General features: G+C 48.7%; 15 protein-coding genes and 2 pseudogenes. 9 read left to right on the forward strand and 8 right to left on the reverse strand.

Features of this window, described 5'->3' with window-relative positions; genetic code table 11:
• The first annotated feature begins 25 nt into the window (after window positions 1-25).
• Window positions 26-781, forward strand: a complete 756-nt coding sequence (locus tag Q0Y46_RS05320; protein WP_295682513.1) for a thioredoxin family protein — start codon at window positions 26-28, stop codon at window positions 779-781.
• Window positions 782-784: 3 nt separating this feature from the next.
• On the opposite strand, the gene Q0Y46_RS14880 is transcribed toward Q0Y46_RS05320, so the two are convergent.
• From Q0Y46_RS14880 to Q0Y46_RS05330, 3 genes and pseudogenes are all read right to left on the reverse strand, one after another.
• The gene (locus tag Q0Y46_RS14880) at window positions 785-1,654 is read right to left on the reverse strand and encodes a transporter (RefSeq protein ID WP_366522483.1); all 870 of its coding nucleotides are present in this window, start codon (window positions 1,652-1,654) and stop codon (window positions 785-787) included.
• Window positions 1,655-2,350: 696 nt separating this feature from the next.
• Window positions 2,351-2,716, reverse strand: a pseudogene (locus tag Q0Y46_RS14885) (Gfo/Idh/MocA family oxidoreductase); the annotation flags it as partial.
• Window positions 2,717-2,888: 172 nt separating this feature from the next.
• Window positions 2,889-3,398: a hypothetical protein gene (locus Q0Y46_RS05330; protein WP_295682519.1), complete on the reverse strand. Its 510-nt coding sequence runs from the start codon at window positions 3,396-3,398 to the stop codon at window positions 2,889-2,891.
• 191 nt (window positions 3,399-3,589) lie between these two features.
• On the opposite strand from Q0Y46_RS05330, the gene Q0Y46_RS05335 reads away from it, so the two are divergent.
• Window positions 3,590-3,808 (forward strand): hypothetical protein, encoded by a 219-nt coding sequence (locus tag Q0Y46_RS05335; protein WP_297945655.1) that lies wholly within the window; start codon window positions 3,590-3,592, stop codon window positions 3,806-3,808.
• A 10-nt stretch (window positions 3,809-3,818) separates the two neighbouring features.
• On the opposite strand, the gene Q0Y46_RS05340 is transcribed toward Q0Y46_RS05335, so the two are convergent.
• The 3 genes from Q0Y46_RS05340 to Q0Y46_RS05350 are packed head-to-tail and all read right to left on the reverse strand — an operon-like array spanning window position 3,819 to window position 7,092.
• Window positions 3,819-4,607 carry an FISUMP domain-containing protein gene (locus Q0Y46_RS05340; protein WP_297945657.1) on the reverse strand — a complete coding sequence of 263 codons (789 nt, stop codon included), beginning with the start codon at window positions 4,605-4,607 and terminating at the stop codon, window positions 3,819-3,821.
• Complete coding sequence (locus Q0Y46_RS05345) at window positions 4,604-5,278, reverse strand: hypothetical protein (RefSeq protein ID WP_297945659.1); 675 nt, start codon at window positions 5,276-5,278, stop codon at window positions 4,604-4,606. Before Q0Y46_RS05345 ends, Q0Y46_RS05340 begins: the two co-directional genes overlap by 4 nt.
• Entirely contained in the window at window positions 5,275-7,092 is a 1,818-nt protein-coding gene (locus Q0Y46_RS05350) for a hypothetical protein (RefSeq protein ID WP_297945661.1), read from the reverse strand. The genes Q0Y46_RS05345 and Q0Y46_RS05350 overlap by 4 nt, the downstream gene beginning before the upstream one ends.
• A 226-nt stretch (window positions 7,093-7,318) precedes the next feature.
• Here Q0Y46_RS05350 and Q0Y46_RS05355 point away from each other — a divergent pair, with 226 nt between their 5' ends.
• From Q0Y46_RS05355 to Q0Y46_RS05365, 3 genes are read left to right on the forward strand one after another with little or no spacing between them, the layout of a single operon-like run.
• Window positions 7,319-8,077, forward strand: coding sequence for a hypothetical protein (locus Q0Y46_RS05355; protein WP_297945663.1), 759 nt, complete (start codon window positions 7,319-7,321; stop codon window positions 8,075-8,077).
• A 27-nt stretch (window positions 8,078-8,104) separates the two neighbouring features.
• Window positions 8,105-8,791 carry an HAD-IA family hydrolase gene (locus Q0Y46_RS05360; protein WP_297945664.1) on the forward strand — a complete coding sequence of 229 codons (687 nt, stop codon included), beginning with the start codon at window positions 8,105-8,107 and terminating at the stop codon, window positions 8,789-8,791.
• 26 nt (window positions 8,792-8,817) lie between these two features.
• The gene (locus tag Q0Y46_RS05365) at window positions 8,818-9,870 is read left to right on the forward strand and encodes a hypothetical protein (RefSeq protein WP_297945666.1); all 1,053 of its coding nucleotides are present in this window, start codon (window positions 8,818-8,820) and stop codon (window positions 9,868-9,870) included.
• A gap of 114 nt (window positions 9,871-9,984) precedes the next feature.
• Here the strand turns inward: Q0Y46_RS05365 and Q0Y46_RS05370 are convergent.
• Window positions 9,985-10,140, reverse strand: a pseudogene (locus tag Q0Y46_RS05370) (integrase); the annotation flags it as partial.
• Between the two features lie 103 nt (window positions 10,141-10,243).
• Between Q0Y46_RS05370 and Q0Y46_RS05375 the strand changes: the two are divergent.
• The 4 genes from Q0Y46_RS05375 to Q0Y46_RS05390 all read left to right on the forward strand — a co-directional run bounded on the left by Q0Y46_RS05375 (window position 10,244) and on the right by Q0Y46_RS05390 (window position 12,112).
• Window positions 10,244-10,555, forward strand: a complete 312-nt coding sequence (locus Q0Y46_RS05375; RefSeq protein ID WP_297945668.1) for a type II toxin-antitoxin system RelB/DinJ family antitoxin — start codon at window positions 10,244-10,246, stop codon at window positions 10,553-10,555.
• Window positions 10,552-10,965, forward strand: a complete 414-nt coding sequence (locus Q0Y46_RS05380; RefSeq protein ID WP_297945670.1) for a PIN domain-containing protein — start codon at window positions 10,552-10,554, stop codon at window positions 10,963-10,965. The genes Q0Y46_RS05375 and Q0Y46_RS05380 overlap by 4 nt, the downstream gene beginning before the upstream one ends.
• 95 nt (window positions 10,966-11,060) lie before the next feature.
• Window positions 11,061-11,678, forward strand: coding sequence for a hypothetical protein (locus tag Q0Y46_RS05385; RefSeq protein WP_297945672.1), 618 nt, complete (start codon window positions 11,061-11,063; stop codon window positions 11,676-11,678).
• A 26-nt stretch (window positions 11,679-11,704) separates the two neighbouring features.
• The gene (locus Q0Y46_RS05390) at window positions 11,705-12,112 is read left to right on the forward strand and encodes a hypothetical protein (RefSeq protein WP_297945674.1); all 408 of its coding nucleotides are present in this window, start codon (window positions 11,705-11,707) and stop codon (window positions 12,110-12,112) included.
• A gap of 235 nt (window positions 12,113-12,347) precedes the next feature.
• On the opposite strand, the gene ahcY is transcribed toward Q0Y46_RS05390, so the two are convergent.
• On the reverse strand, window positions 12,348-13,808 hold the full coding sequence (ahcY, locus tag Q0Y46_RS05395; protein ID WP_297945675.1) for an adenosylhomocysteinase: 1,461 nt from the start codon (window positions 13,806-13,808) through the stop codon (window positions 12,348-12,350).
• Window positions 13,809-13,913: the final 105 nt, after the last annotated feature.

The raw sequence follows: 13,913 nt of genomic DNA on the forward strand, positions 1-13,913 counted from the left end.
ATAGTTTTTTCCTATATTCTTCAGTATGAAACGGATTATTTTTATAGTAGTCGCCTTCGCGGCCATATTGGCGTCGGCAGCCGAAGACATCAAGATTGTCAAGGTCAACGACAGCAACTTCGAGAATGAGGTTCTGAAATCCAAGAAGCCGGTCATCCTGGATATCACTTCCACGAGCTGCCCGCCGTGCCTCATCATGATTCCCACGCTCATCGGTATCGCGAAGAACTATCCCGACATCAAGATTGCGACGGTCGGCATCGACGAGCCGGGTATTGACAATATCAAGGCGTCGCTCCCCATCCAAGCTTTCCCGACATTTTTCCTCTTTAAAGACGGGAAGGTCGTAAACCAGCTTGTCGGTGTCGTGAAAGAAGAGGAACTGTTTGCCGCAATGCAATACACGCCTTCGAAAAAGACTGCGGCCAAGTCTGCCAAGAAATCGAAAAATTCTCCGAGGAATCTCGTCTGCAAGACGAATGGCCAGTTCAACGGCCTCAAGAATCTCGTGACGATTTCGTTCGTGTTCGGTGCCACCGAAATCGAGAACGTCGACATTGTGACGGACGTGTTCGTGCCGCCCGAGAAGGAAAGCCAGCGCGAGCAGATGATTGAACATGTGCGTGCAAGCGGCAAGGGGGAGGTGACCCCGACGATGACCGGGTTCCGGATGCACATCGACAACAACTGCCGATTCATGAAGGCGATGGACATGAAGCGCACTTCCACTTACGGCGAAATGCGTGCCGGGTTGGAACTGCAGGGATTTAACTGCAATTAGGCATTACCCCTTCTCATACCTTACGTAGGCAAAGTGCTTGCTGTCGGGGGCCCAGGAGTTCACATTGATGGTTCCTTGGCCGCCGAAGAGCTTTAGGATGGTGCGGGGTTCGCTCCAACCGTTTTTGTCGTTGCCGGTCATGAGGCGGATTTCCACGTTCTTGTTGGGTACGTGTTCGCCGGGGCGCACGTCGCGCTCGTGGTAGGCGAGCATCACGACTTTTTTGCGGTCGGGGGAGATGTGCGGGAACCAGGTGTTCCAATGTGCATCGAATGTCATCTGCGTCTGTTCGGAACCGTCGGCCTTCATGCGCCAGGCTTGCATGCGGCCTGTGCGTACCGAGTTGAACCAGATGTACTCTCCGTCGCTGTCGTATTCGGGGCCGTCGTTCAGCCCGAATGCAGTCGTGAGTTGCGTCTCGTTGCCGCCAGCGGCAGGAATTGTGTAAATGTCGTATTCGCCGCCCCGTTCGGCGCAGTAGGCGAGCGTCTTGCCGTCGGGAGTGATGCCGTGCAGGTAGCTCGGGGCTAGCGGTGTCACGAGTTCCGGCATGCGGCCGTCGAAGAAAATCTTGTAGATGCGTGAAAGGCCGTCTTCTTTGGTGTGGTGACTCACGTAGAGTCCGGTGCCATCGGGGGAAAGTACGTGGTCGTTATTGCAGTTGTCCACGAAGTGGCTCGGCACTTCGGTAATTGTGCCTGTGGCAATTTCGAATTTGTAGATGCGTCCTTCGCTGTTGTACGTGAGGAACTTGCCGTCGGTGCTCCAGTTGGGCGCCTCGATAACCTTATCGAATTCCTTGAGCAGTTTTGATTCGCCGGTCTCGATGTCATAAATTTCAAGGAAGGACTTGTCGCCGCTGCGGTCCCACACTTCGCCTGGGTTGAGCTCGAATGGGAAACTTACGCTCCATTGTGCGCGGAGCGAGTCCATCTGCGTCATTATCTGCATGGTCTTGGTGTGCGGCATTTCGGGGCATTCTTTGAGGCCCATCTCAAGGGCGGCTTTGCAGCCAAGCACTTCGTATTCGTAGCAGTTCTCGATGCGGGGTGGCTTCACGGATTCCAGTAGCGTTCCGGTGACATCGAACAACTGGATTTCCACCATGTCGTTGAGGTTCTGCACGCGGATAAAGCCTTCGGTTCCGTAAATTACGCCTTCGTTATGGAGCGGGGCCACCATCGAGGTTTTGAGGTGTGCGACTTGGCCGTTGGCATAGACTAAATCAATCCAGTCCGTGGCATCGACGCCCGTATGGAACTTGACGCACTTCGTCTTTGTCTGCACAATATGATTTGCGACGCAGTTCCCACCGGTGGCATCGCGGCCGACCTTGCAAATTTCCGGATCTGTCAAGAAGATGTCCGCGAACGTGAGGCTGTAAATTCCCAAATCCAAAAGTGCGCCACCTGCAAGCGCGGGATTTTTCAATCTTTCGATATGCGAAAGCGGCATCGAGAAATCCGCTTCGACGCTTTCGACCTTGCCGATTTTCCCGGCAAAAATCCAGTCCTTCACCATCTGCACTGCGGGCAAAAAGCGGGTCCACATCGCTTCGCTCATGAACACGCCTTTTTCTTCGGCGAGTGCAATGACTTCCGAGGCGAGCAAGGCATTTGCGGTAAAGGCTTTCTCTACGAGCAGGTTCTTGTTGTATTCTAGACAAAGTAAAATGTTGTTGTAATGCTCGGAGTGCGGGGTCGCAATGTAAATCAAATCCACATCTGGGTCTTGCGCGAGTTCTTCGTAGCTGCCGTAGGCGCGCTCGAATCCGTATTCGCTGGCGAACTTTTGTGCTTTGTCAAGTGAGCGGGACGCGACTGCATAACATTCCACACCCATTCCGCGCTTTTCGAGCGCCTTGACGGCCTTGGCCATTTTCGTGGCGATATGGCCACAGCCGAGAATAGCAAATTTCATAATGGAATTACCCATTGCAAACCCTCACATGGAAAATCATTTCGCAATGATATCAATATAGACATTGATTAAATGGAAATGTGGGGAATTTCCCCATATAAATGGACACATGTGTAAACAATGCAAAAAAACGGGTCGCATAGCGACCCGCCTTGGATTAGGTTTGGATGTTTTATGAAAAAAGTTGCTAGAACTGTACGGTCATGCCGATGGACATGGGCAAACAGATTTCGTCTTTACTGAGTCCGCCATCGTCCATGTCGAGGTGTGTGTAGTAGCCGCCGTCACCTGCATAGAATTCAAAGCCTGTTTCCATGAAGACGCCCAAGTTCTTTGTGAACATGTGCTGCAAACCGAAACCGAACACCAAACGCCAGTAATAGAACCGTTCCTCTTTTACGCCGTGCAGGTCTTCATGGTAAATGTGGTCATTCGTCCTGCCGGTGAGGAATTCGGATGCGTGGAATACGTACGGGCCGGTCAATCCGTTGAATCGGTAGGCAACACCAAGACCACCCATGAAGTCGTAGTCGGAATCGTAGCCGAGCCAGTGAAGGTTCGCGGACACGTGTTCGTTCATGAATGTTTGTTCTACACCGACCAACCCGTGGTATGTTCTACCGGCGGATGCAAAAATTCCGGTTTGTGCGAAACTTGCGCAAGTCAAAAAGGTGAGAATTAAAATAATCTTTTTCATTTTCGGTTTCCTTTGTTCCTATTTTATCACAGACGATTTTTCTGTGAGGGGCAAATTAGGAAATCCCTTTTTGTGAGACAATGGGATTTAGAAAAATGACGAATTTATTGCAATTCCGTCACTCTTTTTAAACAAAAAAAATTATTTTTAAACAGCATAGGGGATTGAACCTTCTTACAGGAGGTAGATGCATGACCGATTTGCCAAACGAAAAACAAGTTCTCTCCGCAGGAGAACAACCTGCCGCCAAGGCCGCAGAATGTGCCGCCGACAAAGCTGCTGCTGAACGTCGTGCTCGCATCAAGAAAATGCGCGGGTGGCTATCGCCACGTGATTCGGAATCGGATGATTTTGGGCCCGAAGATGCCTCCATTTATTACGGCGAAGGGCATTCGGGGTGGAATAGGTAAGGAATAATAATCAGTTTTTCTTGCACCGGACGGAAAGAGCGGAATATTTGTTGCCGTCATTGAGGATATACATCCCGTTCACATTCATCAGGCCGTTGTTGTTGATGTATTTGGCGTAAATGCTTTCGTTCCGATATTCAGCGTATTCTGTGGAGCTCCAATAATAGGCGTGCGCGCCTATGTAATAGTACGTTCCATCATATTCTTTCCGATAACCGCTAGGTAAACAGGAAAAACCGAATCGGTTCGTATATGCTGCAGGTCGATGAAAATATTTTTGACCAATCCATTCACTAATGGTATCTGGTGTCCATCCATAACTAGTTCTCATGCTTGCACCGATGCCTTCGTCCCCGTTGTGCGAGTCGGCATAGTCGAGCATTTCTGTCCATTCCTTTTCGGTGGGGATATGCCAGCCCTTGGGACAAAGGCCTTGGTGCGTGGGCTTGATTTGCTCGTCAAAGGTCGCGTTGTATTCGTTATACATGGAGTCGATATCCATGGCGACCGTCCAGGGATAGAGCCTGCCGTAGATTGCGCAAGAGTCCGGTTCGTCGTTGTAGCAGAAACTGGAATCCGCGGCGTAATTCAGGTTTTCCGCCATCCACCACTTTCCATCGATCTTCGTGATTTTGTAGACCTGGCTGTCCCGGACATCGACGATAGAATCGTATTCGATATCTGCAGGATCGAAAAGCTCTTCGGCCTGGTCCCCTGTGGGAGACTCCACTTCAATGCTTTCGTTGCTGCAGCCCCAGATTATCCAAAGAACAGCGGATAAGAACAGTAATCTCGTCATGGTTTCCCCTCGTAGAAAATGGAATCTCCTTGCGAGTTGACGATAATAAGGGGGCTGTTTTTGTCTGTTATCTTGTATGTCGGCCTTTGCGATTCGAGTTTCCCGTTTTTGATGGCGTAAAAGTCACCGGAGATTTTTAGGTAATGGGCGGCAAAGGAAATATCCTTGTGCAGGTCGAAATCGCAGTGCTCGAATTCCAGGGAGTCCAGATCTTTCTTGTCCCCGTCGACGAGAATCAGCGTGCATGCCGAACTGAACGTCTCCAGCTTCGAAGAATTCACGCAGTAGAATTTTTTGTCAATCGTGTCCTTGGCAAGGCAGCTTTCGGTCCATGTAGGAAGTCCGGCAAATGTGCTGTCTTTTCTGGGTATCAAGTCCTTCAGGGCCGCCGCCTTTTTCCCGATTTTGTTCTGTTTTAGGCTTATGGTGTAATAGTCTGTTGATATTGTACTTGTAAAATCGTCGTCCCAGCCCATGAAGTGATGGCATTCGATGGTGCCGCGTTCCCAGTGTTCCACCTTGGCGACCGCCGTCGTGTCGTCAATCAATCCTTGATAGGTCCAGGTGTAGCCGGAATCGGTGACATGCCAGGTATCGATGCTGCAACCGAGCAACATCGAGAAGCCCAGCGAGAAAAAAATGCTAGCGATGAGTGAAATTTCTTTTTTCATAATGACTGCCACTCATATACAAAGCAAAGGGTGGAATCGCTGTCGTAAACGGAGAATCGGGAAAAAACATATTCCTCGCATGCGTTTTCAATCCACGTCAGACGATCACCGGTTTCGCTTTTCCAGTGTTCCCATTGCTCGTCGTTGCAGATATACTCTTTTTCGTCGTGTCGGACAAAGTGTGCCCTGGTGCAGGCATCCGGACGGGCGGTTGTCTTCTTTTGGGCGGGTATTTCCTTCCAAGTCCAGGTTGGCTTTTCGGGATCCTCTTCGTACAGCGGCTCCGAATAATTGCACCAGAAATATGCTTCGTAAAATTTCACAATCTCGTTTGCATTTTCTTCGCTGCAGGAAAGCTCATAATAGTCGTCGCCGTTAATTGATTTCCAACGGTTGTTCTCGCAATAGAAGTAAATTGCGGAAGGAAGCCATAGCTTGTCGCCATTCTCGCAGGAATCACCTGTTGTATTGCCTAGGTAAGAGATGCCTTCCCATTTAGAGTTTCGGCATTGGTAATACGTTGCGTTAAATTTGACTTTTTCATTTTCGCGTTCTTCGGTGCATTCCCCTATTTTCTCGGAGAACTGCATTTCGAAATCGGCTTGTTCGAGATCGTATTCGGAAATGGTGTCTGTCCACCTGTATGTATTCCAGTTTCCGGTACATAAGAGGATGTTTCCGTGGTAGGAACGCGTCTTTTTGGACAGTTCCTGCCTGCATTCCCCGTATATAAATTCAACGGCGGTTTTTGTGTCGGCTGGAATCCAGGCAAGCATTTCGGGAGAGCACGTATATACTGTATCGTTATGCAGGATGAGCTCGCCGTTGCCGTAATGGCAGGGTTTGAACTTTAGGTCCAGGGAATCCAGGAATCTCCAGAAATAAACGGAATCGTTGCGTGCCGTTCGGAAGTCGCAGACCAGGGATTTCCCGTTCAGGGCGCTTTCGTCGTTGTTGATCCGGGTTAAAGCCCCGAGGCTGTCGCATGCCGGTAGTCCGTAGACATTATCCCATATAGTGGAGAAATAGGCAAAGCTTGCGCTGTCGCTCTCTTTTACCTTGGAGCTGTAGTGTTGCAACAGGACGTCTGCAATCCAGAGGGTGTCGTAAAAGTCGCCGCCGAACTTGTTTTTCGCAAGAGCGGAAGACATCGCCTCGAAGTTATGCATGAAAACGGAGTCGGGGCCGTCGTATTTAGCTAACAGGTAGGGCATCAGGCGCAGGGCGTCGAACTTGATGCTGTCGGATGCGAAATCGACCGCCTCTTGCCACTCCAGGCCAAACAGCTTGTAAATCTCCCTTGCGGCCTTTTTCTTGGCGTTTCCCAGGTAGAACCCGTCGTTCTGTACAAGGTCCTTGACGCGGTTGCTTTCGAGGGCGCCGAGCAGGTTTAGGGTTGGCGAAGGGGTCTCCGCGAAATCGACGTATTCCTCGAAGGTCATTTCGTTCTTGGAATCGCCGCGCGTGCAGGTAAAGGTCAGCTTGGCGTAGGTGATGGGGTAATAGTTCGAATCCGAGGAAAATACATAGCCCAGGGAATCGTCCTTGCGGATTTTCGCCTTGAAGGTTTCTAGTTCTTCCAGGTCCTCGTCGACGGCGGTGATTTCGATTTTTTGGGGGACAAGTGTCGGATTTAGCGAAAATTTTCCGGACAGGGCCGCGATGTTGCCCGTGGTGTCGTGGGGCGAAAAGATTCTGCTGCCGTCGTGCTTTTTGACATTGGAACGGTCATAGGAATGATCGTCGCAACCCGCAAAAAAGGATACGGATAAAAATGCAATAGCGGGCAGGACCTTTTGGAATAACGCGTTCATTGTTTTTTCCGAATCAAGAATAATCAAGCAAAAAATAGATTATTCCCCTTGTACAGAGGTGCTTTTTGCTGATTTTTACGATAAAACGGCATTTTCGGAGAATTGAAGACTTGAATGCCGGAAATAATATCAAAAAAATAGCTGGTTATTTTGTTATACATATTGTATGTTATGTCGCCATAATTGGTAAATGTCATATACATAACGGTTGGAAAAATACATGAGTATGTTCAAAAGAATTATTCTTGCATGCGCGCTTGCGACGGTTTCGTCTTTTGCCACTTGGGACTTGTTCCCGGTCCTTGAAAACCACAAGGGCCAGGCGGGGTTGGGAGCGACCTATCATACCTACGAATACAATGACGTAGATTATCGTTACCTCGATTTGTATGCCGGTGCCCGATATACCGTAATCCAGGATTTGGAACTTGCTCTCAGTATCCCGTATTGGCTGCTTACGTACGTAGACGGTGAAAGATATTTTGGTAATGAATTTGGAAATTTGAATTTTTTGACTCGTTACCAATTTATTCCCGTTATGAATGCTTTTGTCGATGTATCTATTCCTGTTAGGGATATAGATGATGGCGCATGGGGTTTCAACTTAGGGTTGCAATTTTCAAGGCGAGTCAACCAGTTGATCAATTTTGGCTCTCAACTCGGAACTTCCTATGCGATTTGGCGTGATTATGATGGCGTTCCTATAGATGTATATGGTTCCGCATGTCTCCGTTTTGCGGTTACACCGCAATTCACTCCGTACTATGGGACGTCTTTCAACTTCTCCCTGGGTGAATTCACCGATGGCGGTTACGAGTATTCCCATGGCGGTGGGGATCTTTACCTTGCGCCTTATGTTGGCGCGATTTACGACTTCAACGACTTCGTGTCCGTTGATGCTTGGGGAAAAATCAGCAGATATGTCAATGAGGATAATGCAACCTTGTTTATAACTACTGGCTTGTCTGTTTTGTTTAACTTCTAAGCACCGATTTTATACATTTGGCGCGCAATGCTCCACAAAAAATCCCTTATCGTATTTGACCTGGACGGGACTCTGTTCAATACGCTCGGTGACCTGTCCGTGGCGGTGAATTATGCGCTACGCCATTTCGGGCTCCCGGAACACGAAGAACAGCGTGTGCGCACTTTTATCGGGAACGGAACGCTGAAGCTTATCGAGAGGAGCATGGGGGAGGCGGCTAGGCCCGAGAACATGGCCCGCACGGGAATCACGGTGGAGGCAGTCCACAAGGTCTATTCCGAATACTATTGGGAACATTGTACGGAGCGCACGCTTCCGAATCCGGGAATCGTTGAATTCCTGCGTAGTACCCCGGCCCACATAGCCATGCTCACGAACAAGCCGGAACGGCCCGCCCTGAAAATCCTGGAGCATTTCGGTATCCGCGATTGCATCGAGTTCATGCTCTGCGGGGACACGACGCCCGAACGCAAGCCCAGCCCCGCAGGGCTCCTGAAGATTGTCGAGATGGCGGGCGAAACTTGCGAAAATACCGTCATGGTGGGGGATGACCAGCCCGATATCCTTGCGGCCCGTGCTGCCGGGGTCGATTGCGTTACGCTTTATTGCGGTTTCGGGAAGCCGGAGAACCTTTTCCCGCTGAACCCTGAAAACATTGTCTATAGCTATGCCGGAATGTGCGACTTGCTTATGCGAATGTCGACCGCACGATAAACTATATTAAGCATAGAAGGTAATTTATGATTTGTCCTAAGTGCGGTGATGAATACGAAGACGATATGCCCTGTTGCCTGTGGTGCGACGCGCCAAACCCTAATTATGGTCAGGAGGGGGAAAGTCAGGAGCGAAAAGCTGTCTCGGTCCTGGAACACCAAGAGAAAATAGATGGTTTTGCATTTCTTGAAAACCCTGATGGACTGGACTTGAGGGGCGAAGCTGAAGGCTGTGTCGAGTTTAAAATCACAAGTTCGGAGCGCGTTAAAGCATTTTTGTGGATGCTCTTTTGCCTTGTATACATTGTGGTTTGCTTGGTGGGGTTGTTTACTGTCGACGATGATTCTTTGCGGTTTTTTTTTCTGTTGGCATTATGTCCCTCTTGTCTTGTGGGCTACATTATATCAAAAACGGTTTTTGCCGTGGAATGGTATAAGGATAAATATGTCCTGAAAACCCTTCATGGCAAAAAGGAGTTCCCGTTTGACGAATCCGCGCGTCCCAGTTTCGAATATTCTGATCAACAGGGCTTTGTAGTGAGCTTGAAAAAGGGTTGGCAGACTTTTTCATTCCGTGAAAAAGGGTTCCCGGAAGTTACAAGGATGTTGTGCAGAATTTATGATGAACTGAACCCCAAAGACATTGTGCAGGGCGATGACTGCTCCATGTGTGCGGTATTCAAGCCGTTGCAACGTCCTGCGGGAATGGCCGGGTATTTTGTTTCCTTTTTCGTTCTTGTCTTTTACGGAATTCTTCAAGTGGGTTTGCTCGATGAGGCTTCTTCTGATGTGGGTTATGGGGTTTTCTCATTCTTGTTTGCATTTTTATCTTTATTCATCGCCTTTTACCGTGCAATGGACGTTCTCGAGATAAAGTGGTACAAGGACAAGTTCGTGCTTTGCACCCGTTTCGGGGAAAAGGAGTTCTCGCTTGACAAGTCCGAACTGTATAAAACAAAATGCAATGAAAACGGGACCCGGATGTTCGTCTTTAAAAAGGGAATAATGCCCTCTATCGTGGACGAGCGGTCGTTCCCGAAAGCTGTGAAAATGATGAAGGACCTCTACTGCGAGGAATAATCCGTTATGCCTCTGGCTTGATAGAGCCATTTAAAAATTTGTCAAGTTCAGACGCTTTAGGAAGAGGGACTGGTTTTCTTGAGTTCTTAAAAGGCTACTTAATCCTCCAATATTCTACCACGTCACGACCTTATTCACGACTTCGCGCTGTTCGCTTGCTGTTTGACGCAGGTATATACGGGTGGTTTCAATATGCTCATGCCCCATAAGGTCGGCAAGTAAAGCTATGTCATTCCGCTTTCCTAAAAGCCACTTTGAATGACCTTTTCTGGCCGTTCTTGGTTTTTTGAAACAATGATTATGTCTGTGTCTGTATTAAAAACTTGATTTTTGTAATGGTTTGTATTATATTTATATTATAAAGGAGGCTCTTATGGCCACGACTGTTTTGCAGGTCCGGATGGACGAAGATTTGAAGAATGAAGCTTCTGAATTGTTCGAGAAGCTCGGGCTAGATATTCCTACTGCGATTCGTATTTTCTTCAAACGCGCCGTGACTGAAAAGGGTATTCCGTTTGAACTCCGTGAACCCACTGCTGTCTACGATGCTGGCAGCAGGGCTTCCTCAATTGATCGCCGTGCCGCTGCCCTTGAAAATCTCCAGAAATATCGTGGGCGCATTCCCGCCGGTATGGATTACAAGAAGGAACTTGCGGAAGCGAGAATAGAGAAATACGGCAAATGAGAATTCTCCTAGACACAAATGTCCTGCTGGATTATCTTCAGCAGCGTAAAGGCTTTGATGTTGCCGAGCAGATATTGCAGGAATGCATTCAATATAAAATTGATGGATTTGTTGCGGCTCATTCGGTATCGAATATTTTCTTCATTTTACGAAAAATATATACCGAAGATGAACGGCGTGATATTTTAGCAAATCTGACGTCTTTTTTATCTGTGGCAGAAATCAATCACGAAATGATAGAATCTGCTTTGGCGCGGAAGGAATTTTGTGACTTTGAAGATTGTCTTCAAGATGAATGTGCATCTATTGTTGGTGCCGACTTTATCGTGTCCCAGAATATTAAGGACTATGTAAATAGCAGGGTCCCGGCAATTTCACCGAAGGAATTTTTACAAATTTATTCTGGGTAGTTTTTCTTAGAAATAATTTTACAGCTTGTTTATTTTTTCTAATCAAGGAGATTCTATCGCTTGCTGTTTGCTTATGGGGAAGCTTACACGTGGGCATGGCAAAGTGGGGGGGGGTGAGAGGGAAAAGTAACCTTGAAGTATTTTCTGGCCGCTTTCCTGGCCATTTTTCTAGCCGCCTTTCAGTGACCTTTTTTTTCGTTTCTAGATTTTTTGTAACGGCTTGTGTTATAATTGTTATTTTACTGGTAAATAGGAGTAATCTGATGAAAAAGATAACGTACAAAGCGAATGTTGTATATGCAATAAAACCTATTGTTTTATTTATTTGTTCGCTTTTGGATATATACCTTTTGTTTGACATATTCGTTTTGGGGCATTTAAATGGCACAGACAATTTTCTGGATATGACTCCTTGGGCCATCTTTTTAACGTTTTTTGTTGCTTTGGGGATCTATCTTTTTTGGGGAGAGCCGTATAAGATTAATAAAAATGAAGAGGCATTTACATTCTTTCTTTTGGGAAAAACAGTAGAATTCTCTTTTGATAAGAGTGATTTTCTGAAATGCGGGCATGATCGATTAGGTAAAAAGATTTTGTACTTCAAAAAGAAATATCGCTCCTATAGGGTCTATGAATCAATCTTTCCCGAAGTAGTGAAAACCATGGAGTGTATTTATCTTGATGAGTCCGAAGGCTCCGCTAAGGAATCTTGAATCTAGGATTTTATGGAAAGAAAATAATGTTCAAACTAGATGAGTATAAAAAGCAAAATATTGTTATAGGGATTTTGTGCTTTCTTTTTGGATGTCTTTTAGTTTTTTTAGGTAGTAATGATTTTATTGTTGATGGATATTATATGCCTAAAGATGTGACGGTAATTTGCCTTATACCTGGAAGAGGTATTGGAAGAGGTATGAATTACCTTGTTATCCCTGCATATCTGAATGCTGGTGTTTTTATCCGTTTTTTCTTTACTTTGCTTTTGGCTTGCATCAGTGTGGTCGCTTCCGTTTTCTTTGGCAGGAAATATCATCGGAAAGGGTATGGTAAAGAGCAAATCATCGCTTATATATCTGCTTATATCGTGATTTTTATCGCATGTTCGGTATATTTGATTATGCTTTGCCCGACCCTGTTTGTAGATTGAAACGACAAGGGATCAAAGTTTAAAGGAGATCCCCGCCCGGAGGCGGGGATGACAAGTGTGTGTCGGGGATGACAAATTAGGGGAGGATTGCTTCGGGGCGATTCGCCCCTCGCAATGACGCGTGTTTAGGATGACTCCAAAAAATAAAGTTCACTTCGGCGGTTCGACAGGCTCACCGACCTTCGTGAACTTTATCTTCTCTCGTCTGTAGCTCGCGCAGCGAGCGTCCTCTCGTCTAGTACCTATAGTGATCCGCCTTGTACGGGCCTTCGACGGGCACGCCGATGTAGTCGGCCTGGGCCTTGGTGAGGGTCGTCAGGTGAACGCCGAGCTTTTCGAGGTGCAGGCGTGCGACCTTCTCGTCGAGGATTTTCGGGAGCGTGTACACGGTGCCGCTTTCGTACTTGATGCCGGCGACGGTCTGCTTGCCCTGGGCGTTGAGCCAGAGGTCGATCTGCGCGATGGTCTGGTTCGTGAAGCTTGCGCTCATCACGAAGCTCGGGTGGCCGGTGGCGCAGCCGAGGTTGAGCAGGCGGCCTTCGGCGAGGATGAGGATGCTGTGGCCGTCGGGGAAAATCCATTCGTCGTACTGCGGCTTGATTTCGTTACGCTTGATGCCCGGAATCTTCTTCAGGCCGGCCATGTCGATTTCGTTGTCGAAGTGGCCGATGTTGCCGACGATGGCGCGGTGCTTCATCTTGCTCATCTGCGCGGCAGAGATGATGCCGGTGTTGCCGGTGGTGGTCACGAAGATGTCGGCGTAGCCAACGACTTCGTCGAGGGTCTTGACTTCGTAGCCTTCCATGGCGGCCTGGAGTGCGCAAATCGGGTCGATTTCGGTGATGATCACGCGGGCGCCCTGACCGCGCAGGGACTGGGCGCAGCCCTTACCCACGTCGCCGTAGCCGCACACGACTGCAATCTTACCAGCCATCATCACGTCGGTGGCGCGGTTGATGCCGTCGATGAGGGAGTGGCGGCAGCCGTAGAGGTTGTCGAATTTGGACTTGGTCACGGAATCGTTCACGTTGATTGCCGGGAACTTGAGACGGCCGGCCTGGGCCATCTGGTACAGGCGATGCACGCCGGTAGTGGTTTCTTCGGAAACGCCGCGGAGAGCTTCGCGGGCGCGGGTCCACTGCTTCGGGTCCTTCTCGAAAATCTTTTTGCAGGTGGCGAGGAACACGCCCCATTCTTCGGAGTCGGTAGCCGGGTTGAATTCGGGCACCTTGCCGGCATCTTCGAATTCGGCGCCGCAGGTCACGAGCATGGTAGCATCGCCACCGTCATCCACGATGAGGTCGGCGGTCTTGCCGTCGGGCCACACGAGGGCGCGGGCGGTGTTTTCCCAGTATTCTTCGAGCGTTTCGCCCTTCCAGGCGAACACGGGCACGCCCTGCGGGTTTTCCACAGTGCCCTTCTTGCCGACCACGACGGCGGCGGCAGCGTTGTCCTGCGTACTGAAGATGTTGCAGCTGACCCAGCGCACGTCGGCACCGAGGTCTACGAGTGTCTCGATGAGGATGGCGGTCTGCACGGTCATGTGGAGGCTGCCCATGATGCGGGCACCGGCGAGCGGCTTCTTGCCTGCGTATTCCTTGCGGAGGGCCATCAGGCCCGGCATTTCTGTTTCGGCGAGGTCGAGTTCCTTGCGGCCTTCGATCGCGAGGTTGATATCCTTGATTTTGTATTCCATAATGATTCCTTTTGGCGTGAGTTTTGCAACCATTTTATAGTGGTATTAACTGCGCCGGCTTTATTTATGCATAAATATAGTTATACGCATAAAAAAGGTCAAGCC

The sequence above is a fragment of the uncultured Fibrobacter sp. genome (assembly GCF_947305105.1).
In the GTDB taxonomy this organism is placed as follows: domain Bacteria; phylum Fibrobacterota; class Fibrobacteria; order Fibrobacterales; family Fibrobacteraceae; genus Fibrobacter.

What these genes read in the sequence shown, in the direction of transcription:
- Q0Y46_RS05345 (WP_297945659.1), bottom strand. Translation starts at nt 5,278, where the DNA reads ATGAAAAAAGAAATTTCACTCATCGCTAGCATTTTTTTCTCGCTGGGC.
- Q0Y46_RS05350 (WP_297945661.1), bottom strand. Translation starts at nt 7,092, where the DNA reads ATGAACGCGTTATTCCAAAAGGTCCTGCCCGCTATTGCATTTTTATCC.
- Q0Y46_RS05365 (WP_297945666.1), top strand. Translation starts at nt 8,818, where the DNA reads ATGATTTGTCCTAAGTGCGGTGATGAATACGAAGACGATATGCCCTGT.
- Q0Y46_RS05360 (WP_297945664.1), top strand. Translation starts at nt 8,105, where the DNA reads ATGCTCCACAAAAAATCCCTTATCGTATTTGACCTGGACGGGACTCTG.
- Q0Y46_RS05355 (WP_297945663.1), top strand. Translation starts at nt 7,319, where the DNA reads ATGTTCAAAAGAATTATTCTTGCATGCGCGCTTGCGACGGTTTCGTCT.
- Q0Y46_RS05320 (WP_295682513.1), top strand. Translation starts at nt 26, where the DNA reads ATGAAACGGATTATTTTTATAGTAGTCGCCTTCGCGGCCATATTGGCG.
- Q0Y46_RS05375 (WP_297945668.1), top strand. Translation starts at nt 10,244, where the DNA reads ATGGCCACGACTGTTTTGCAGGTCCGGATGGACGAAGATTTGAAGAAT.
- Q0Y46_RS05335 (WP_297945655.1), top strand. Translation starts at nt 3,590, where the DNA reads ATGACCGATTTGCCAAACGAAAAACAAGTTCTCTCCGCAGGAGAACAA.
- Q0Y46_RS05390 (WP_297945674.1), top strand. Translation starts at nt 11,705, where the DNA reads ATGTTCAAACTAGATGAGTATAAAAAGCAAAATATTGTTATAGGGATT.
- Q0Y46_RS05330 (WP_295682519.1), bottom strand. Translation starts at nt 3,398, where the DNA reads ATGAAAAAGATTATTTTAATTCTCACCTTTTTGACTTGCGCAAGTTTC.
- Q0Y46_RS05385 (WP_297945672.1), top strand. Translation starts at nt 11,061, where the DNA reads ATGGCAAAGTGGGGGGGGGTGAGAGGGAAAAGTAACCTTGAAGTATTT.
- Q0Y46_RS05380 (WP_297945670.1), top strand. Translation starts at nt 10,552, where the DNA reads ATGAGAATTCTCCTAGACACAAATGTCCTGCTGGATTATCTTCAGCAG.
- ahcY (WP_297945675.1), bottom strand. Translation starts at nt 13,808, where the DNA reads ATGGAATACAAAATCAAGGATATCAACCTCGCGATCGAAGGCCGCAAG.
- Q0Y46_RS05340 (WP_297945657.1), bottom strand. Translation starts at nt 4,607, where the DNA reads ATGACGAGATTACTGTTCTTATCCGCTGTTCTTTGGATAATCTGGGGC.